This window comes from Stenotrophomonas indicatrix (assembly GCA_041545745.1).
Classification (GTDB): domain Bacteria; phylum Pseudomonadota; class Gammaproteobacteria; order Xanthomonadales; family Xanthomonadaceae; genus Stenotrophomonas; species Stenotrophomonas indicatrix_A.
The window spans coordinates 1126661-1147755 of sequence record CP168152.1; the positions used below are offsets into that span (position 1 = coordinate 1126661).

The 21095-nt window shown below is 58.3% G+C and carries 15 protein-coding genes; 8 read left to right on the forward strand and 7 right to left on the reverse strand.

Translation table 11 applies throughout. The features are described 5' to 3' along the window. The first annotated feature begins 104 nt into the window (after positions 1 to 104). Genes ACEF39_RS05190 through ACEF39_RS05200 form a run of 3 tightly spaced genes read left to right on the forward strand, consistent with a single transcriptional unit; the run spans position 105 to position 5042 of the window. A complete protein-coding gene (locus ACEF39_RS05190) occupies positions 105 to 1436 on the forward strand; it encodes a site-specific integrase (protein WP_153675075.1) in 1332 nt (443 codons plus the stop codon). Then, a complete protein-coding gene (locus ACEF39_RS05195) occupies positions 1426 to 2967 on the forward strand; it encodes a site-specific integrase (RefSeq protein WP_153675076.1) in 1542 nt (513 codons plus the stop codon). The genes ACEF39_RS05190 and ACEF39_RS05195 overlap by 11 nt, the downstream gene beginning before the upstream one ends. 20 nt (positions 2968 to 2987) lie before the next feature. Beyond that, positions 2988 to 5042, forward strand: coding sequence for a hypothetical protein (locus tag ACEF39_RS05200; protein WP_232054015.1), 2055 nt, complete (start codon positions 2988 to 2990; stop codon positions 5040 to 5042). A gap of 1062 nt (positions 5043 to 6104) precedes the next feature. Here ACEF39_RS05200 and ACEF39_RS05205 read toward each other — a convergent pair. The 3 genes from ACEF39_RS05205 to ACEF39_RS05215 form a co-directional block, all read right to left on the reverse strand. Further along, complete coding sequence (locus ACEF39_RS05205) at positions 6105 to 6812, reverse strand: hypothetical protein (RefSeq protein WP_153675077.1); 708 nt, start codon at positions 6810 to 6812, stop codon at positions 6105 to 6107. Positions 6813 to 7040: 228 nt separating this feature from the next. After that, positions 7041 to 10121 (reverse strand): ABC-three component system middle component 1, encoded by a 3081-nt coding sequence (locus ACEF39_RS05210; RefSeq protein WP_153675078.1) that lies wholly within the window; start codon positions 10119 to 10121, stop codon positions 7041 to 7043. Between the two features lie 3 nt (positions 10122 to 10124). Then, on the reverse strand, positions 10125 to 11849 hold the full coding sequence (locus ACEF39_RS05215; protein ID WP_153675079.1) for a hypothetical protein: 1725 nt from the start codon (positions 11847 to 11849) through the stop codon (positions 10125 to 10127). Between the two features lie 388 nt (positions 11850 to 12237). On the opposite strand from ACEF39_RS05215, the gene ACEF39_RS05220 reads away from it, so the two are divergent. The 5 genes from ACEF39_RS05220 (at position 12238) to ACEF39_RS05240 (ending at position 17523) form a co-directional block, all read left to right on the forward strand. Next, on the forward strand, positions 12238 to 13020 hold the full coding sequence (locus tag ACEF39_RS05220; RefSeq protein WP_153675080.1) for a hypothetical protein: 783 nt from the start codon (positions 12238 to 12240) through the stop codon (positions 13018 to 13020). 561 nt (positions 13021 to 13581) lie between these two features. After that, a complete protein-coding gene (locus ACEF39_RS05225; protein ID WP_500287969.1) occupies positions 13582 to 14478 on the forward strand; it encodes a hydroxypyruvate isomerase family protein in 897 nt (298 codons plus the stop codon). 26 nt (positions 14479 to 14504) lie between these two features. Next, positions 14505 to 16190, forward strand: coding sequence for a GMC oxidoreductase (locus ACEF39_RS05230; RefSeq protein ID WP_500287188.1), 1686 nt, complete (start codon positions 14505 to 14507; stop codon positions 16188 to 16190). Continuing rightward, positions 16190 to 16765 carry a gluconate 2-dehydrogenase subunit 3 family protein gene (locus ACEF39_RS05235; protein WP_500287189.1) on the forward strand — a complete coding sequence of 192 codons (576 nt, stop codon included), beginning with the start codon at positions 16190 to 16192 and terminating at the stop codon, positions 16763 to 16765. Before ACEF39_RS05230 ends, ACEF39_RS05235 begins: the two co-directional genes overlap by 1 nt. Before the next feature lie 11 nt (positions 16766 to 16776). After that, a complete protein-coding gene (locus ACEF39_RS05240) occupies positions 16777 to 17523 on the forward strand; it encodes a 3-keto-disaccharide hydrolase (protein WP_500287190.1) in 747 nt (248 codons plus the stop codon). Positions 17524 to 17533: 10 nt separating this feature from the next. On the opposite strand, the gene ACEF39_RS05245 is transcribed toward ACEF39_RS05240, so the two are convergent. From ACEF39_RS05245 to ACEF39_RS05260, 4 genes are read right to left on the reverse strand one after another with little or no spacing between them, the layout of a single operon-like run. Next, positions 17534 to 17821, reverse strand: a complete 288-nt coding sequence (locus ACEF39_RS05245) for a c-type cytochrome (protein ID WP_500287970.1) — start codon at positions 17819 to 17821, stop codon at positions 17534 to 17536. Between the two features lie 27 nt (positions 17822 to 17848). Beyond that, positions 17849 to 18712, reverse strand: coding sequence for a sugar phosphate isomerase/epimerase family protein (locus tag ACEF39_RS05250; protein ID WP_500287191.1), 864 nt, complete (start codon positions 18710 to 18712; stop codon positions 17849 to 17851). 19 nt (positions 18713 to 18731) lie between these two features. Then, positions 18732 to 19856 carry a Gfo/Idh/MocA family protein gene (locus tag ACEF39_RS05255; protein ID WP_500287192.1) on the reverse strand — a complete coding sequence of 375 codons (1125 nt, stop codon included), beginning with the start codon at positions 19854 to 19856 and terminating at the stop codon, positions 18732 to 18734. A gap of 12 nt (positions 19857 to 19868) precedes the next feature. Continuing rightward, positions 19869 to 21086 (reverse strand): nucleoside permease, encoded by a 1218-nt coding sequence (locus tag ACEF39_RS05260; RefSeq protein WP_500287193.1) that lies wholly within the window; start codon positions 21084 to 21086, stop codon positions 19869 to 19871. Positions 21087 to 21095 lie beyond the last annotated feature (9 nt).

Genomic DNA, 21095 nt, shown 5'->3' on the forward strand with positions numbered 1-21095 from the left:
CAAGGAGGAGCCCTGTCTATGGGGCTCCTCCTTTTTTTTTGCGTTCTCGGGACGGCAAGAAAAAGAGCTATAGTCATACATACGTGAAATCAGGCGAGCAAGGGATGAGCCCCAAGCTGTCGGTCCATGTGATGCAAGACGGCGAGCGAGTTCCGATGCTCCACGACGAATCGGGCCTTCCGCTGTTCTATCCCACGTTGTACGCGACCTCGCAGCTGCGAAATGCTGGCGTGGCCGTCAACACCATCCGCAACAAGCTTGCCGATCTGATCGTGTTGTTGCGATGGGAGGTTGCGAACTGTCGCAATTTGATTTCGGAGTTCCAGGATGGGAGCTTTCTGACCATCGCCGATGTGGTTTCGCTACGCGATTTCGCCAAGCTTGATATGCGGAACTGGAAATCCGATGGGCACTGCGCAGAGAAGCCAAGTATCCGTGTCCTGGGCTTTCTGGAGGCGAGGGTTGCCCCAAGCCGAGCTCGGGCCGCAATTGGCTCGCAACAACATTTCAATCGTCTAAGTACGATTGCCGACTATCTGGAGTTCACGGCAAGCGTCGTCACGCAGCACAACGGTTCTCACCAAATGGGACAAGAAATTGCTCGTATGGGGACTACCATCCGAAAGCACCGTCCGCGCGGTTTGACGAAGCATTTTGAGGAAGAGCCAGAACGTCGCTCCCCTCCGACCGACGTCGTGAATCACTTCATGGCAGTCGGATCTGAACGTGATTCAAGAAATCCGTTCAAGCACCCGGATATCAGACTCCGCAACGCGATCATTTTCGGCCTGTTGAGACATACCGGCATGCGACGCGGAGAACTCTTAAGTCTTCGACTGGATCAGTTTGACTTGGGCCACGAGCCCCTTGTTTGGGTTAGGCGCAACCAGGATGACAAGCACGATTCTCGACGCTATCAGCCTGTCGCTAAGACCAAGGAAAGACCTCTCCCGCTACCGGCTGAGCTCGCTGAGCAGCTCAGCCGATACATGCTGCAGGTCCGCGCTGGCATCCGTCCTGCGCGGCGGCACCCGTATCTTCTGATTTCGCATCGAAAGGGCGCTGGCTGGGGACAGCCACTCTCCATTTCTGCTCTCAACAGCCAGATCTTCGGTCGAATGCGGGCTGTGGACAGCGACTTTGAGCTGATCCATCCCCATGCGTTCCGACACCATTTCAACTATGAACTGTCCAGAAGCATTGATGAGCGCAACGCAGAGATTCAATCGGGCGCCACTGCTGAACACGCTGTACCAATCAGCGAGCATAGAGAACAGGATGTAAGGGCTTTCCTCAATGGTCACCGACATAGAGCCTCTGGCGCGGCATACAACCGCCGCCATATCCGCGAAGTCAGCGAAAAGGCCGCACGTCTGGTGCAGTCTGGGATGATGCGGAAGATCAATAAAAAAATGGCCGAAGAAGATGAAGACTGAGCGAAGGCCTCTTGGAAGAGTCAAGCAAGCCGCGCTCAGCGCATTGTCAAAGGATGGCTATCCTTTCGATCCATCCAGCAACCAGTGGCGGTTAAACAAGGACGTCCAGCTCTCTCTGGTACTTCCGCACAGTATTGACCCTTCCGTCGAATCTGGCTTCCGCGCCACATTGCTTCGTTACGCTGAGGAAGCTTCGGGCCACCATGCATACAACATGGAGAAAGGATTCAAGAAGTACCTCCGGGACACGGGGGCGTCGCACGTGTCGGTGGCTGAACTCATCAATTGGAGGGCCACCTTGGGCACCCACGATCAATGGAAGCTCGGTGGATTGAAGGGGTTTTTGCTCGCATGGCATGACTATGGGTTTGATGGCGTCTCCACGGAGGTCGTCGATCTCCTGCAGGGGTGGCGGATTCAGGGCAACGAGAAGGGGGCGGCGGTTGCTAGCGGCTGTCCCGACAGCGGGCCGTACACCGACCTCGAGATGGCGGCCCTGCTGGACTGGGCAAATCTGGCAATTACACGTAGGAACATTTCTCTAGAGGAATACGCGTACTTATTGGCGTTGGCAATGACGGCAAGACGCCCTGTCCAGCTCGCGGCACTTCGAGGTCGGGACCTGATCCGTGATAGCACAAGAGGGGTGGAGACCTTCAGGCTTCGAATTCCTCGTGCGAAGCAGCGTGGGATCAAGTTCCGCGGCGCGTTTCGCACGCTAGCTGTCATCGAAGACCTTTACCTGGTGCTTCAACAGCTGCACCAGCGTTCCGTCGCCTTGGCCAGCGAGACAGTAGAGCAAGCCATCGAGCCAGAATTGGCGGGCGAACTTCCAGTCTTTATCAATCGAGGGCGCCTGATGCAGGTGCGCAGCGTTCATGAAATGAAAGGGCTTCTAATGGGGGACGCACCAGACCGGTTGCATGCGACTACTTCCTCACTCTCATCGGCCCTGCGGCGCTGCGCGAGAGCGTCGACCGCTCGCTCAGAGCGGACCGGTGAGTTCATTCGGCTGTCCGCGACTCGCTTCCGACACACCCGGGGAACAAAGCTGCGTCGTGAGGGGTTCGGAGCCTTTGTGATCGCAGAACTGCTCGATCATTCTGATGTTCAGAATGTCAGCATCTATGCCAAGAGCACAGCGCAGGAGGCCGTTCTGATCAACGAGCTGGTTGGTGCCCAGCTGGCTCCTTTTGCGCAAGCCTGCCTGGGCAAGCTTGTCGCATCGGAGAGGGAGGCGATCCGCGGCGGCGATCCACGGAGCCGTGTAGCCAACGAGCGTCAAAACGCCGTTGGAACCTGTGGCAACTATGGGTTCTGTGCTAGTGGGTATCGTGCCTGCTATACGTGTAGTCACTTTCAGCCTTGGGTTAATGGACCTCACGAGGAAGTTCTGGCTGATCTTTACGCAGAGAAGGACCGAACTCGAGCTGCAGGATGTGCCGATGCGGTTGTGAATGCGAATGATCAACTGATACTTGCGGTTGAGCACTGTGTGGCAATGTGCAGAACCGCAAGGTCAACGGAGTAGCCTCCTGGGAGCGAGTACTCATGGGTGAAATCGTTCAGTTCGTGCCCCGCGCTGAGAAGGACGCAGATGCGAATCTCATGGAGTTCATCCGGTTGACGAGGGAGGAGCTCACCGCTTTTGGAGGTGACGGCTCTTGGGTAGATGATAGATGGCAGGACGGGGCGACGACGGTCGTGTTTGCGACAAAGACGGCGCCGCTCGATCCCTATAGCTTCACTCCCATGGCTGAGCCATTCAAGCAGTTCGCCAAGGCTTATGTTCGTTACTCATGGAGCCACAGGCCCGTCAGAAATCTGTCCTTTATGATCCTGGCGCTCCGATGCGTAGAGGCCGGATTGCTCGCGGCCTGTGGGAGAGCGGATGTTGGACTTCTCGGCATTGCAGTTATGGACGTGTGCGCGAACAAGTGCGCTGAGTTCTGCGGCACCAAGCAGATTCAGTACTCGGTTGCTCGCCACATTCAATTGATCTTCGACTTTCTGCGTGAAAAAAGGCTTGTTCGATTCCTGCCGCCTTGGAAATCACCCTTCAAGAAGCCTGCGATCCTGACAGAGGGCGTGGGCGAAGCCGGAGCGGAATACCGTGCATCGAAACTTCCTTCCACACAGGTCATGCTGCAAGTTGCCGATCTCTTTGCAGTGGCGGACGACGTGGAGAGTCGCTACTTCAGCTCGCTGATGATTATTCTGATGGCCACCCCTAGCCGGATTTCCGAGGTGCTTCGGTTGCCGGTTGACTGTGTGCAATGGGAGTTGGATGAAGCCGGGCAGCCCCAGATGTACCTGCGCTGGAGAGCGGCCAAGGGCAAAGGGGGGATGAAGAAATGGGTTGTACCCGCAATGCATGAGGTGGTTCAGGAGGCCGTAAAGCGTCTTCTTGAGATAGGTCAACCTGCACGCGATGCAGCGAAATTCGCTTCGGCGAATCCGGGGCACTTCATGTATCACTCGGGCTGTCTGCGAGATACGAAAGGCGTCGATGAGACACCCCTCACCCCGGAGGAATTTTGTGCCGCTGTGAATGTTCGGTACCCGAGGCATAGGCCACGCGCCGGCCTCCGCGCCTGGCATGAAGTTCGCTTGGACAGCAGGTTGAAGGCTCTTGTTAATCAAGGAAGGACCAGCTACCGGGATCTAGCCGAACACGTGCTGAGCGAGTGCAGTGATGCCTATTGGCCGCACATCGACGGCGAGCGAGCTGTCCTGGCTTGGGATTCATTGTGCTTGCACAGGATCAATGAATTTCATATGGAGTTCGAGGCCAAACAGTTCTCGTGGCGGCTTCCCAACGCCAACGAAGTCAATAGCCGCCTCGGTAAAGCGGGCCGCCCGTCGTTGTTCGAACGAAAGGGGCTGAAGGGGGAGGGCGGGCGTGGGGTAAAGCTGACTACCCATCAGCTACGACATTGGCTCAGTACGATGTCTGAAAGGGCAGGAATGGACGATTTCACTCTCGCCCAATGGGCCGGGCGTGCGAGAGTTTCAGACAATAGGCACTACGACCATCGCAGCCCACAGGAGCGCCTGGCGGGTGCGCGAGAGCTCCTGCCCCTGCGCCACATATCGCTGTTAGAACGCTTCAGTCAACGTGCGCCGGTCACCTATCAGGAGCTTGGTGTTGATCGGCTTGGAACTGCAAAAGCTACCCTCTACGGCATGTGTGTCCACGATTACGCCATGGCACCTTGCCAGAAGCAGAGAGAGTGCATGACCTGCAAGGAGCATGTCTGTATCAAGGGAGATCATGTAACGCTTGAGCGAATCCGCTTGCTGGAACTGCAGACCGAAGCACTTCTCGCACGCGCGAGGAGAGCGCACTCTGCAGGTGACTTCGGCGCGGATCGCTGGGTCGATAGCCACAAGTGGAAGCTTGCACACGTCAGGGCTATGAGGCTCGCACTCGAGCATCCTGAGGTTTCGTCAGGGGCTGTTCTTAGAATACCGGAGGGGCACGATCCCTCACCAGTTCGTAGAGCGTTGCTCGATCTTGGGTTGATAGAACATCCCGCCTCAGAATCACTCGACACCCTCAACATCACAATGCACGGGAGTACGGATAAGTGCCCAGAATTGTAGTGACAAAGGCGGCTCTGCCAAAAATACTGCGTGAACTTGACCGCTGGGAGGGGAAGCTCACCTGGCCGTTGTTCTGCGCGCGAGTCGCATTGGTGCTGGGCGTCGGCTCAGTATCCAAGCACACCATGTACCTCTATCCCACGATCAAAGAGCGTTTCCAGCAACGCCAACGGGATTTGAGGGAGGCGAAGGATGCGCTTCCCAGGGACTTCACTCTGAGTGGAGCAGTCCGACGCATTGCAGATCTGGAGGCTCAGGTCCGCAGGCTCGAGGAAACGAACAACCTGTTGCTGAACCAATTCCGTCGTTGGCAGTACAACGCCTATGCCAACAATGTTCGGATTGATCTACTGCAGCTAGATCGCCCATTACCATCATTGAGTCGTGCGAATCCCCTGCCCAGAGGGCACTCTAGGTAGGGCAGGTAGAGGGCGAATTGTCCGTGATTTGCATCTGGATATTCGACGTGCAAGACGCGTGCCGCAGAGAACGACCTCCTCATCTCCGTCGAGTGACCTGCTTCCTGTAACACTTACTACTCGACTTATGAGGCCTCCGGGCGGACAGCCAGATTGCCCAAAGCGTGAACGAAATGGCTGAGACTGAGATGAAGATGCCAACGATTAGGATCGCCTGATCAGTCGCGTTCAATGGCGTTTGCTCCATCAATGGTTGAGATGAAGATGTCATGTTATCTCAGGATCTCGATCGATAGTGCGGGCACGATGGCTGCATTCAGAGGATTCTAGGATCGATCTCCTATTTGAAGGCCTGAACTGCGGGCAGTATGGCTACATGTCACTTATGTCTACTGCCTGACTACACGCAGCAGAGGTCCTCATGGAAGGAATCGAGTGCACATTTATGTGCCTGTATTCGGTAGGAGTTGGCACAACTCGTACCGAGGCCCAAGGGGGGGGGCGTTCGTCCAGACCCTTTCTATCTTCAGACGCAAGCTGCCTGCCAGGGGGGCAAGCAGACCATCGACGAGGCGATAGAACGCGTCGGAGACCCGGCGATCTCCGACTACTCTTATGAACCATGTCGCGGCGGCGCGGCTGGCTATTGGGGTTGGCAGCGTACCCTCAGCTCATCGTTCACTGCGTTGCCGATTTTAAGTATCAAGTCCTCTTGCCGCTGATACTCGTATATCAGCGTCGAGCGAACCCATTTGGGTGGATAATCTGTCCCTTCGTAGGTGAAAGGATTGAATCGCAGGCCGTGTTCGACCGTGTCGGACTCGAAGTTCACCGAATAGGACACCTCGATGATGGAGCGATGCTTTGAGTGGTTACTCAGCGCCGCCAGATAGCTGAAGCCGGGATCGTCCAGTAGCGCTCTCAGCCCTTCCTTGATGGGGCCCTCGATGAGCCTCTTGTTCACCTTGGACCAGGTGATGTCGCGCTCCTGCTCTATACGAGTGGTCGGATCCAAGTTGGCGCCAAGAACGTAATAAATGAAGTGGACCATGTTGTCGACGACGGCGTGCATGCTTTGGACGCAGGCGACCGTGTGGGCATATGCCTGAAATCGTGCGGTACTGAACTGCCGATCGTCGGTATCAAATGCCCCCATGAGCGCGGCAGTCAACTCGAAGGTCTCTCGACCCTGGAGTGCATCCTCCATCCGGCTTCTCGCTTCGTTGAAGTGATACCGGCTGAATTCACGCCGGTCTCCTATCGTTCGGAGGCATTGGTTGATCGTACGAAGCTGTTCTTTGCCGAACAGGCGATTCGCGTGGTCCCGCAGTTCCCTCAAATTCCACTTCACCCGCGTTCCTCCTGCTAGTTCTTTCGACTACTCGGTGTCTGAGTACAATGACCTATCGCCTCTTGCTAGGGACAGACAACCGACGAAAGCCCCTGGCGCCAAGCCATACCGAGCAAGATCGCCGATTCCCCAGCAAAAATTCCTTCGTATGGTGCATGACCCTATATAGCCTGGCCCCGAAGAACGTCCCTCTACTGTGAAAGGAAAACGCTCCTCGATGAGCTATTGCTAGTGAAGGGGGGCGACTGATTCGCTTTGAGTTCTCTCGAGGTTGATGGCTCTGAATTCATCCCCCAAGAAACTCATCTTTCTGACAAACAGGTTAGCCAGCTTGTCGTCTGCAGTGGCGAAGAATATCTGCCTCGTGCCGGACTCCGCGACGTCGCCAAGATAGTCGAGTAACGCCAATGAGTTTATGTCATCAATGTGCGCAACGGGGTCATCAATTAGCATAAGCGGGGGTCCCGAATGTAGGGAGCCGTTAAGGGTCAGAAATACGCTAAGGACTAATGCAGCACGTTGGCCGGTGCTGATCTGAGAAAGAGTTGCGGTAGAGTTGTCGAAATTGCGGATTAGCTCGCAGCTGTTCAGGCTGGAAATTCGGAGTTCATTTGGTACATGAATTCTCTCGAATATGCTCTGAATCGAATCTAGGTTCGTGCGCAAGAAGTCCGATAGTCCTTGCTCAAGACTGTTTTCTGCGACTATGCCGTTAAGTGTTTCTTCGGCGGACGTAAAATTATCGAGCTCCTTCTGGGCTCGATCTCTGTCACTCAGGTGCTCCGCGAGTTCCCTGGTGAGATTATTGCGCTCCGCGTTCCTTGCCTTGCCAATGGAAATGTCTGCGCCAGCTTGAATGATCTGGGAATACGCTAAGCTTGCAACCTCAGAAAAAAGGCGAAGATTGCTGTCGGTGACATGCCGTACGGACTGGGGTAGTCGTGAGTATGCCTCCAAAAATTGTCTCTTCTCCCGCCTCCTCCTAAAGAGTTCCTCTCTTGCCTCGTCGGGATCACTATTTCCCGAGACACTAATTGACAATTTCCCAAGGAGTAAATCATTGGCTCGAAGACGATCATGCGCATCGCTCAGCGATCGACGAAGTTCTTCCTGCTTCGCCGAAATTCTTTTGGAAGCCTCCATAAGTTCAATTTCCCCGTCAACTCCTTCATTCCATTCGATAGATGCTTCGGCAGAGCACCTGGAGGCAACTCCGGAGTACTCATTGTAGTTGAAGCCCTGTTGAATAAGGCTCTCAAGCTTGGCGGAAAACATCCTGCGCTCTGCATCGAAACTATCCTCAATCTCTCGCTGTCTTCTGCACTGCTCATCCAGTTCGGGAGTGCTAAGTGAGCTGATGTAGGGGAACTCCCGAATTATCGTGCTTAGAGATTGATGCGCTAGTCTTATTTCGGACAGCGACCGTGTAGTATCGAGATGTTTCTCTTCGATCGAGGCGAGGTGAGCATTTCCGGATTCAGTGAGAGAACGTTCAATCCTGAGAATTAGCTCGCCTTCCTCAAAGTGAGTATGACAAAGAGGGCAGCTGTCGTTGCGATGGTCAGAAAGAATCTTTCTGCCAATGGCTATTATCTGTGTTCGGAGAGATTCAAGTTCTTCCCGGCGACTTCTTTCAGCGCCTATCTCCATTGAAATAATTTGGGCGCGGCTATGGAGATAATTGATCTGATCAGTCAGGTGTTTATGGAGGTCTTCAATCGTGCGGCTTATTGATTCTCCAGGTTGGGCTGGGTACGTTTGCTCCAGTTCACGCAGTACGGCGATTGCCTCTACTGAAGGCATCGGTCGAAGCGCCGCGCGGGCACTCAGCTCACTTACTTTCTTGTAAACTCCGTAGAATCCTACCCTATGATATTCCCTGAGTCGCTCCAGTGCTCGAAGTGTCGCTTCGGTGGCCTTTGAAGTGGTATTGATCTGGCTAATCGTGGCAACAGTCTCTCGCCTGCTTGACTCCGATGCTGAGATTGCATTAACTGTATCTTCAATATCGGTTAGTTGCTTCTTCACTCCATAAATGGAACTCGGGGCGTCCGACGGGAGAGTGTCAATCGCCATCTTCAGTGGTGCTAGTGTCTCAAAGTACGATGGATCGGAAAGATCGTCGACCGATTCCGGCCAGCCAAGGAGGGCCAGAAGCTCATCTATCTGTGCAAGACGAGACGAGAGTTCCGGGCCTGGATCATCAAAGACAGATAGCCTGGATTCAGTCGAGGAGATCTGTTGGTCGAGACGTGCTATATCCCGCTTCAACGAAGATATCTGCGGCCTGATATCCTCTATGACTTTCTGGATTCGCTCCCATGCAATATTGGCATCGGGACCCAGGGCCACTCTCGAGAGAATGGTTGTTAGATCTTGCTGCTCCCTTTGTCTAGAAAAGTCAACGGGGGCGTCGGTATTTAGGAAGTTATATCGGGCGAATCCCTCAAATAGTCGATTGCCACGAGTCTTGCGCCCGTACCACTTCAGATCTCGCTGCTGGAAATATGACGCTGGCCGATCTCTGAACGCTACACTTCTATCCGTGTTTCGGAACGACGCGGTCGCCCTGAGGGTCTCACTTTGGCCTTCGCCACGAGAAGTGCCACCGCAGAGGAAGTGTTCGATCGCTTCTAGGAGCGATGTTTTCCCTGCTCCATTTGCGCCACGTATGAGGTTGACGCGCCCAAAGGAGAAGTTTCCTTTCAGTCGCCGTGTCCCGAATTCGTCAATTTTCAGATTAGTGAAGAACGCGTCCGGCTGAGTGTCAGAAACTGGCTTGATCGTTAATGGTGCAATTCGCTTTTGCCCGTTCCTGATAGATCGGACTACTTCCGCTCTAGGGAGATCAGAAACTACTGCATCCAAATTTGCAGCCTGTAGGGCGTTGTTCCAGCGAAGCTGCAGGTCATTTGCATTGTGTGGTTGAGCCTGTATGGGCCAATTTCTTCTGCGGATGAAGTCGCTAAGTTGGTCGTCCGCAATGATCAACTTGCGCGCATAAGAAGTATCAGTTTCAATCTTCGCAAGCCGCCCTGGAGTTCGTTCTATCTCCGACGGGGGGACGAGAAAGATCAGGTAATGGTTCCATCTGCTGTCGTCTTGGGACGCAAAGAATGAAGGCGCAATGACCGTGGACTGAATTGAATGGAGCTCGTCGTCCGTAGGTATGAACTGAGCCGATTTGATGAAATAGACACTGCGGACATTTTCTCCAACTCTATGCTCGCATCGCGCAAAACCACTCTCCAGTTCTTCGCAACTCTCAAAAGAAGCTGACAGCGTTGGCATCAGATCAGAAGTGTTCATTCTTTAGCCCGCCGTTATGCTTGTGGGGTCGCAGTCTGGATCTTGACTGATCAGAGGGGGAGTTGTGTCCATGTAGTCCTCTACGTCGCCGGCGTCATTACGGTATAGGATCGAAAGTAGAAGGATATCTTCTCCGCAATCAAATAGACGCTTTGACAGATTGTCCTTGGTTTTCTCTAGGACGGAGGTTGGTGGCGAGGATCCCAGATTAACAACAGTAGCTCGATTATCGCCAACAACTAGGTTCCTGTAGCGTCTAACCTGTGGCGACGGATTGTATGTGAGTGAAGGTTTCAATGAGCGGAAAGAAGCCAAGCGCGCTGGCAACTTCGTTGGGTTGTCTACGATCGCAACCAGGGAGTTAAACCTCCTCAAACACTCATGTCTATTCTGGCCACCCAGTCCGTCGTCGAACCAGCAAAGCTGGACTCGAGAAGGGGTGTCGTCGTCCTCCAAGTGAAATGACAACATTCCTTTCCAGTGGAATGCCTCGTCAGTCAGGATATTCCCAGTCGAAAGCTGTATGACTCTTTCCAAATCCATTGGCTGGGATTTGTAAGGCGTCAAATGAATGTCTGTGGCAGGCTTTCCTGCTAGATAACTTGCGAAGCTATTGTCAGCATGCTGAGTGCACGACACCCACTCGTTAGAGTCCCACTCGTAACGCGCGACCACCGCTATCCCAGTGGGTCTGGCTACGGCGGCCGCTCCGATCATGAGGGGCTTTGATATTTTGAGTTCGAAAACGTTCTCGTGAGGGTGGAAGACATAAGCCGCAGTTCTGTAGCGATGAAAATTGGTTAGATAGCAACCCTTCTGATCGTTGCTAGTAATAGTTGTGTCGCTCTCATTGATGCCCTCCAAGGTTCGGTAATATATGCTCTTGGGTTGGAGTATGAGCGGAATCCGCCTGTCACCTTTAGCTATCGCCGTACCTTTTGCCCAATTGAGAGATAGTATTTCGACGGTTCTCGGGGCGGAGCAATTGAAATGGTCGCGGTAGGATCTGAATCCGGCAGCGGCCGGATCTGGATTCAATTGGAGGTGGGCGATTATTGTATTTTGTTTGACTTTCTCAACTACGTCGGGATGGAATTTGGGGTTGAGTGAGTCTGAGCATATCAGACAGATAAGTCTATTTTCGTCGGCTTTGCCGAAGCGATAGATCACGGTTCCGCAAATTAACCCGTCGCGCTCGAAATCAATTCCGCCCATCGGCGCTGTCTTAGCTTGGAAGATGGCAATGGGTATCAAGTTTCCGTTGGAATCTCTGGCCCAAAAGAAGTGGCAAAGCAGGTTGATGAAGCTGCCGCCTGAGGCCGCCAGAACGGGTTCGATAACTGTGATCTTGTTATCCTTGAGAACTTCAATGACGCCACTGAGCTCATCGGGTTTTATGCTTTCGAAGCAGATCGACCAAAGTGCCCCCTGTCGAGGGTGAATTCCATTCTTTGCTGCTTCGACTAATGTTTGCCAAGGGAATAGGTATTCGGGTGCGGTCGCGAAGTCGATGTTTCTAAACCTGGCAAGCTTGAGGAAGGCAGTGGCTTTAAGGGCCAGACTTTCCCTGTCAACCGCATGGATGCCATCGTCTGATGTGATCAAGTCAGCGCAAGGCTGAAATATCAGGGATGATATCTTTTCAAAACCTGTTCCCAAAAACGTGAGGTATGCCTCTCCAATGTCAATCGCCCCTAGCGCGTCATTGGTGTCTACAAGATCAACCACGTGCTGTCCCTACGCCCCCATGGATTTGGAGAGTGTAGCGACCTTGCGTCAAAAGTGTAATGGCGGAGGTTTCCGTCAACCTTGGCTGACGACGATTGCGTCAGATTGCATGAGTCTTTGATCAACTTTCCGGCGCGCGGTCCGCAGTCTCCGTGAGGTCGTCGCGCGCGGGAGGGGGGGGGGCTGAGAATCAAGCGGGTGCCGAGGCCGAACTCTGCGACGCGAGCCGTGGCACTGCGCGGACAGCACGCGGGAAGGCCGCGCCCAGGCGCCGGTCGGTGCGGCGCTTCACCGTGTTCAAGCCAGTACCCAGAGTTCGCTCAACAACGTCGGGGTCATCTTTTCTTCCAAGTTGCCGATATAGAAGGCAACTCATTGGAGGGCAAGCATGAACTGGCTGGACTGGGAAGTTCTCTATTGGAAATGGATACCGGTGTGGTCATGGATCTACATAGGCTCGCTGCTGTCTGTGGTTGCGCTGTTCGCATTCTGGGGAATAATCGAACGGCGCCAGGGGCGTGTGCGTTACTTGGTGACGCAGAGCGCAGCGATGACTTGGACGGTGGTCTGGAGCATTCTTGGTGTGACGGGACTGGTTCTAAAGTCCGTCTCCGCTGGAATGAGCCCTTCGATGTTCCGAGCGGGAATGATGATGCTCCTGGCCCCGATTCTGCCAGTCGCAGTTTGGCTACAGTGGCAGTGGAACGTGACCCGCGTGCTTGTACTGTCGAGTCCCGACCGTGGCCAGCCCGCCTGCGAGTGGAATCCTGCGTATCGCTATGTACTGGAGCCGATTGGATTCGGGAAGGTGCAGCTCCATGTAGTGAAGCGGTCGAAGTCTCGATTTATGCGATTGATTCGAATTCAAAAGTGGAAGCCCGAACAAACCTCCAATATAGGCGTGCTGGGCGGGAGAGCCGCGTTGGTGGGACTGCTCAATGGACTACTGCCTGGTGAGCAAATCGAACTCATCACGCCCAATGCTGGATTGACGAAAGCCTTAGACAAGGCGGTGAAGAAAGGGCTTCCGGCTGAGTTCGCAGTGTCGCCGGCAGCGAGGAGGCTGGGGCATGTGGCGCTGCTTGGAGGACGTTTGATGGGAGGAGGTTGGAGCTGGGCGTTCGCCATGCGCAATCCAGTGATTAGTGGCTACAGAATCCGACGCATGTGATTGCACGATGAGTCGCCCCGCGGCTTGTTGCTCGGCGGGACCTCAGGCAGAACCAACGTGCATGCCGGGCGTGGAGGGGCTGCGTGGCACCGGTCCTGCTACCGCTGTTGGAGGTCCGATGCCGAGTAGGCCGATTCTTTTCTTGTGCTACCAGGGCTTAGACAAGCGCCAGCGGCAGACGGCAGTTGCGCTCTGAAGGGCCGGGTCACGCGCTAGCGGGCTGGAAAATCTACTGAATCAGCTCGCATGGTTGAGGAAAATGTCTCCTAGCTTTCTCTTAAGCTATTGATTTAAAGGTATTTTTTCGTCCACTCGAGCGCTAGTCTGATTTACTCCTGTGTACACAACCGTTCTGATCGAACGCTTGTCAGCAGGAAGAACGAAAGCCCCGCCCATGCGGGGCTTTTCTTTTTCCAGAGACTCCTGTCGACGTTGTGCCCCGCAGCATGAGATTTCTTGCACTGCGTCTTGCAAAAAAACAATTTCCTCCCCTATGGTGCAATCGATTGCATTGCGGCGAAATCGTCAGTGTTTGATACCGGTTGGGAGGCCGGAAGGTGGATGTCCATCCATTCGATCAGACCGTCCCCGGCCCCGGGGCTCACGCGGCGCGATGCGTTGCGCATCGCGGTTGCCGGCAGTCTTGGCCTGGGTGCTGCGGGCGTGCTGCCTGCGTTTGCAGCTACCGCGCCCCTCAAGGGCAACCTGAAGCACTCCGTTGCGCGCTGGACCTTTCCCGGGCAGTCGATGGCCCAGCTCTGCCAGACCGTGAAGGACATTGGCTTTGCCGCGATCGACCTGGTGGGCCCGGAGGATTGGCCCACGCTGAAGGCCCATGGCGTATACAGCTCGATGTGCAACGGCGCCGAGCTGGGCCTCACCAAGGGCTTTGCCGGCCGCGAGTTCCACGACCAGCTGGTGGAGCGCTATACGCGCCACATCGATCTGGTGGCTGATGCCGGCTATCGCAATCTCATCTGCTTTTCCGGCAACCGCAACGGCATGGATCCGCAGGAGGGCATGGCCCATGCCGAGGCAGGGCTCAAGCGCATCCTTGGGCATGCCGAGAAGCGCGGCGTGGTGCTGGTGATGGAACTGCTGAACTCCAGGGTCGATCATCGCGACTACCTGTGCGACCACTCCGCCTGGGGCGTGGAGCTGTGCCAGCGGCTCGGCTCGGACAACTTCGGCCTGCTGTACGACATCTACCACATGCAGATCATGGAGGGCGACATCATCGCCACCATCGGCAGGCACCACGCCTGCTTCAAGCACTACCACACCGCCGGCGTGCCTGGACGGCATGAGATCGGGGATCAGCAGGAACTCAATTACCCCGCCATCTGTCGCGCGATCCGCGACACCGGTTTCGATGGTTATCTGGCGCAGGAATTCATGCCTGCGGCACCAGATCCCGTCGGTTCGCTGCGCGAGGCCATCCGCCTCTGCGACGTCTGAAACGATATCCACCAGGTGAGTGATCCATGGCAGACAATCATTACGACGCCATCGTTGTTGGCTCGGGAATCAGCGGCGGTTGGGCGGCAAAGGAACTGACCGAGAAGGGCCTCAAGGTCCTGATGCTGGAACGCGGACGCAACATCGAGCACGTCAAGGACTACGTCAATGCGATGAAGGAGCCGTGGGATTTCCCGCATCGCAACCGGCCCACACAGGCGATGAAGGCTGCCTTCCCGGTGCTGATGCGCGACTATGCGCTGGCCGAGAACCTGCAGGGAATGTGGGCCGACGAACAGGAGTCGCCCTACACCGAGACCCAGCGATTCGATTGGTTCCGCGGCTACCATGTGGGTGGTCGCTCATTGATGTGGGGCCGGCAGAGCTATCGCTTCTCCGACCTGGATTTCGAGGCGAACCTGAAGGACGGCATCGCCACCGACTGGCCGATCCGTTACGCCGACATCGCACCCTGGTACGACCATGTGGAGAAATTCGCCGGTATCGCCGGCACGCGTGAAGGACTGGACGTGTTGCCGGACGGCGAGTTCCTGCCGCCGATCCCGTTGAACATCGTCGAAAAGGACGTGGCCGCGCGGATCCAGAAAGCCTTCGGTGGAACGCGCCATATGATCCACTCGCGCACCGCCAACATCACCAAGCCCATGCCCGAGCAGGGCCGCGTCAACTGCCAGTACCGCAACAAGTGCATCCTCGGCTGTCCCTTCGGTGCCTATTTCTCCACCCAGGCGGCGACGCTGCCAGCGGCGATGAAGACCGGCAACCTGACCTTGCGGCCATTCTCCATCGTCAAGGAAGTGCTCTACGACAAGGACCGCAAGCGAGCGCGGGGCGTGGAGGTCATCGACGCAGAGACCGGGCAGACCTACCAGTACACCGCCAAGGTGATCTTCCTCAACGCCTCCTCCTTCAACTCGACCTGGCTGCTGATGAGCTCGGCCACCGACGTCTGGGAAGGCGGGCTGGGCTCTTCGTCCGGCGAGCTGGGGCACAACGTGATGGACCATCATTTCGGTGCCGGCGCCTCCGGCCGGGTCGAAGGCTTCGAGGACAAGTACTACTTCGGCCGTCGTCCCTGCGGTTTCTATATTCCGCGGTTCCGCAACGTTGCTACCGACAAGCGAGGATACCTGCGCGGGTTCGGCTACCAGGGCGGTGCCAGCCGCACCGGCTGGTCGCGCGAGATCGCCGAACTCAACATCGGGGCCGATCTGAAGGAGGCACTGACCGTGCCGGGTGACTGGCGCATCGGCATGACCGGTTTCGGCGAAATGCTGCCGCACCACGACAATACGATCCGCCTGGACCGGGACCGCAAGGACAAGTGGGGGCTGCCGGTGCTGGCGATGGACGTAGCCATGCGCGCCAACGAACTGGCGATGCGCAAGGACATGGCTGCCGATGCCGCCGAGATGCTGGAGGCGGCCGGCGTCAAGGACGTGGAGATGCACGACAACGACTATGCCCCGGGCAAGGGCATCCACGAGATGGGGACCGCGCGCATGGGCCGTGATCGCAGGACCTCCGTGCTGAACCAGCACAACCAGGTCTGGGATGCACCCAACGTCTATGTCACCGACGGTGCCTGCATGACCTCCAGCGCCTGCGTGAATCCGTCGCTGACCTACATGGCGCTGACCGCGCGGGCGGCCGACCACGCCGTGCGCGAACTGAAAGCGGGGAATCTCTGATGGACCGCCGCGAACTGCTGAAGATGATCGTCGCCGCCACCGGTGCGGCGATGGTCGGACTGCCTGCGCTCGGTCAGGCACAGGCTCCTGCCGCAGGGGCGAAGACGCGCTTCTCCGACGCGGATGTCGGCACGCTGGACGAGATCGCCGAGACCATCCTGCCGCGCACGAAGACGCCGGGGGCGAAAGAAGCAGGCGCCGGTACGTTCATGGCGACGTTCGTCAGCGACTGCTACACCGCCCGGCAGCAGGCGACGTTCCGCGCCGGCCTGGCCGATATCGACAAGCGCGCCGGCGGCCGCTTCGTTTCACTTGCGCTGCAGGCCCGCACCGAACTGCTGCGGGCGCTGGATGCAGAGGCCAGGAAACACGCAGTCGAGGTGACCGAAACCGGCACCGCCGAGGAAGGAGAAGTGATGCCGCATTACTTCACGATGCTCAAGCAGCTGACCATCTTCGGCTTCTTCACCTCGAAGGTCGGCGCGACCGAAGTGCTGCGCTATGTCGCGGTACCGGGGCGCTACGAAGGTGACCTCGCCTATGTTGCCGGTACGCCTGCGTGGGGGACCAGCTGATGGACCACGCCATGAGGATCAAGCCGCTGTTGATCGCCGCCGGTGTGCTGGCCGCTGCACCTGCGTTCGCGCAGGCCGCTGCCGATCCTGCACGCGATCCGAAGAAAACCGAAGTGTGGGCGCCGGTGCCGGCGGTCGTGACTACGCCTCCGGGCAAGGCGCCGTCCGACGCGATCGTGCTGTTTGATGGCAAGCACGTCTCCTCTTGGGAGTCGGAGCAGGGTGGACGCGTGCCTTGGACCGTGGCCGACGGGGCGCTGACCGTGGTGCCGGGCAGCAAGGGCATCCGCACCAGGCAACGCTTCTGCGACATCCAGCTGCATGTCGAGTGGCGCACGCCGATCGAAACCAAGGGCTTCGACGGCCAGAACCGGGGCAACAGCGGCATCTTCCTGCAGGAGCTGTATGAGCTGCAGGTGCTCGACAGCTACAACAACCCGACCTATGCCAACGGCCAAGCGGGCTCCATCTACAAGCAGGCCATGCCGCGGGTGAATGCCTCGCGTGCGCCGGGCGAGTGGCAGGCCTACGACATCCTCTGGAAGGCACCGCGCTTCTCGCCGGGTGGCGGGCTCACCTCGCCCGCGCGCATCACCGTGCTGCACAACGGCGTGCTGGTACAGGACGATACCGTGCTGGCTGGCAAGACCGAGTACATCGGTGCGCCCTCGTACTCGCCACATGCGTGCGCGCCGATCTATCTGCAGGAGCATGATTCCAAGGTCAGCTACCGCAACATCTGGGTGCGCGAGTTGTAACGGCTTCCTGCTACTTCGCCAGGAAACTGGCGATGTCATCGATTTCCTGTTGCGACAGCTGGGAGAAGGGCGGCATCAATCCGCCGCCCTTCCTGATCTTGTCCTTGATCTGCGCGGCATCCAGGCGCTTGCCGATGTCGGTGAGCGCGGGGAACGCGCCCGGCATGCCGGCGCGATCGGCGCCATGGCAGGCCATGCAGTTGGCGGTGTAGAGCTTTGCACCGGCTGCAGGGTCGTCCTTGCACCATGCCGTGGTTGCCAGCATCGCCCCGCACAGAATCACAGCCACTTTCAGCATCGTTTTCAATCAGGACTCCTTCGGGCGTCAGCGCTGTGCGCTGGCGGGCAGGGTGACGGTCAGGTGTTCACGCAGGTAGTCCGCGCCGGTCTGGATGACCTTGGCCGGGTCGCGTGGCTGATCGTGCTCGACGATGTACCACTGCACGCCGGCAGCGGCCGCCGCCGGCAGGATCGCGTTCCAGTCGAGCACGCCCTGACCGACCGCTGCAAAACCGCCTTCGTCTTCGGCCTGGCCTTGGGGTGCGTTGTCCTTGGCATGGACTGCGAACAGCCGGCCGCGGAACTTGCCCAGCATCACCGCCGGGTTGTAGCCGGCGCGTGCCACCCAGGCAAGATCCAGCTCGGTCTGCAGGTCGGGCCCGGCCGCGGCAAACAGCAGTTCCAGGCCGGTCCTGCCATTGAAGTCGACCAGTTCGAAGTCATGGTTGTGGTAGGCCAGGCGCATGCCCTTGGCCCGTAACTGCTTGGCGATCGTGCCCAGTTCCTTGCCCAGCGCGGTCCAGCCTGCGGCATCGGTCGGCCGATCCTTCGCGTCCAGGTAAGGCACCACCAGCGTGGTGTTGCCGATCGACCGGTTGAAGGCCACCACGCCATCCAGGTCCTTGCGCAGCTCGGCCAACTGCACGTGCGACGAAACCGCCTTGATCGCGTACCTGTCCAGCAGCTGCTTGAGTTCGGCGGCGCTGACGCCCTGCGTGCCCACCGTCTCCACCGCACCTACGCCCGCGTCATGGACGATCTTCAACTGCTGGTCGAGCGGGCCGGCGTTGCGCAGCGAGTACATCTGCACGGCGATGGGCTTCTGTGGGGGGGCGATGTCGTGCGCGAAGACGGGCAGGGCAGCGAGTAGCAGGGCGAGGATTGCAGTTCCGCGAACAGAGGTGTTCATCAAGAGAGTCTCCTGGGATTCAGCCGATGGTGGTCCAGGCGCGTGTCCTGGCCGATGCAATGACGCGGTCGACGATCAGCGCCGAGCGCACGCCGTCTTCGAAGGTGGGCAGGCCCTGCGGCTGCTCGCCTTCGATGGCGCGATAGGTGTCGGCGACAAACGCCTCGAAACACTGTCCGTAGCCCTGCGCATGCCCGGCGGGCAACACCGACAGCCGGCGTTGTTCGGCACTGCCGCCGCCCGGCCCACGCACGAAGACTTCCTCGCGCTGATCGGGCAGGCCGATCCACAGCCGCTCGGCGTCTTCCTGGTTGAAGGCTACGCTGGCTTTGGCGCCATCGATCTCGAACCAGAGGCGATTGTGGCGTCCGGCCGATACCTGGCTGACCGTCAGCGACGCCAATGTGCCGGCGCCGGTCCGGAACATCGCCGCCGCCACGTCCTCGCTCGCAACCGCCTGCATCGCGCCACCGGCCACCGCTGTGGTGAAGCTCTGCCCGGTGTCGGTGCTGCGTTCGGTGATCACCGTGTCGAATGCCGCGCTGACCTCGGCGAAGCGCTCGCCACTGACCCATTCCACCAGGTCGCACCAGTGCGAACCGATGTCGGCGAACACGCGAGACGCGCCGCCCAATGCCGGGTCCACGCGCCAGTTGTTGCTGGCCGGGTCCAGCAGCCAGTCCTGCAGGTAGCTGCCATGGATCAGGTGCAGCGGCCCCAGGTCGCCCTGCGCGATGCGTGCGCGGGCCTCGCGGATCACCGGGTGGTAGCGGTAGACGAAGGGCACCGTGGCGACCAAGGCGTTCGAGGCGGCCAGTGCCGCCAGCGCCTGCGCATCCTCCAGCGTGGTCGCCAGCGGCTTCTCGCAGATCACGTGCTTGCCCGCTTCCAGCGCGGCCTGCGCCATGGGGCGGTGCAGATGATTGGGCGTGCAGACGTGCACGACCTGCACCTGTGGATCGGCGACCACGTCCTCGATGTCCCGGTAGGCATGCGGAACACCCCACGCCTGCGCCACGTCGCGTGCGCGTTGCGGTGACGAGGCGGCCACGCCGCGGATCTCCGCACCGGCCAGCAGCGCCGCGCGACGATGTACGGCGCCGATCATGCCGGTACCGACGATGGCGATTCCAAGCTTTGGCATCGGGTGGTGTCCTCAGGGCGTGGAAGGCGCGGCCGCGACCACCGGCCGGTCGCGGAACAGCAACAGGAAGGCGATCAGCACGATCAGCGCGACGCCTGCGGGGAACAGCCAGATCTGCTGCCAGTCCGGTCCAGCTGCCGTGGTGAAGTGCTCCACCACCGCGCCGGACAGGAATGTGCCGATCAACATGCCCACGCCATAGGTGGCCAGGGTGATGAAGCCCTGCGCGCTGCTGCGCGCGGCCGGGCCGGCGTGCGCATCGGTGTAGATCTGGCCGGTGACGAAGAAGAAGTCGTAGCAGATGCCGTGCAGCACGATGCCGATCACCAGCAGCGAGAAGCCGCCGCCCGCATCGCCAAAGGCGAACATGGCATAACGCACTACCCACGCGGCCATGCCTACCGCCAGCATCGTCTTCACCCCCAGTCGCACGAACAGGAACGGCATGGCCAGCATCAGCAGGACTTCGGAGACCTGGCCCAGCGACTGCAGGCCTGCTGCGCCACGCACACCGAGATCATTGAGGTACGGGTTGGTGAAGTTGTAGTAGAACGCCAGCGGGACGCAGATGGCGATGGACGACAGGAAGAACACGAGGTAGGAGCGCGACTTCAGCAGCCGCAGCGAATCCAGCCCCAGGATCTGCCCCAGCCCGGCATCGCGCTGCTGCGCCAGCGGCGGCGTGTGCGGCAGGGTGAACGCATACAGGCCCAGCGCCAGCGACGCCATCGCCGCCATCCGGAAGGTCAGCTCAAGCCGGTGTGCCTGCTCCCAGCCCAGCCAGCCGATCAGCACGCCCGCCACGATCCAGCCGACGCTGCCGGCCACCCGCACCAGCGGGAACTGTTTCTCGGGCGATTGCATGTGGCGCATCGCCACGCTGTTGGCCAATGCCAGCGTCGGCATGAACAGCAGCATGTAGCCCATGACGCAGGCGAAGAACATGCGGAAGTCGGTTGCCGTGGACGCCAGCCACATCAGCACCGCGCCGGCCAAGTGCAGAACCGCCAGGATGCGTTGCGCCGCGAAGTAGCGATCAGCGATCAGGCCGACCAGGAAGGGGGCCACGATGGCGCCGATCGATTGGCTGAGGAAGGCCGTCGCCACCTGGCTCGCACTGGCCTGCAACGGCCCCTGCACCAGGTAGGTGCCGAGGGTCACGAACCAGGCTCCCCAGATGAAGAACTGCAGAAACATCATCGCGCCCAAGCGCGACATCGCGTGCGTCATGGCTTGCCC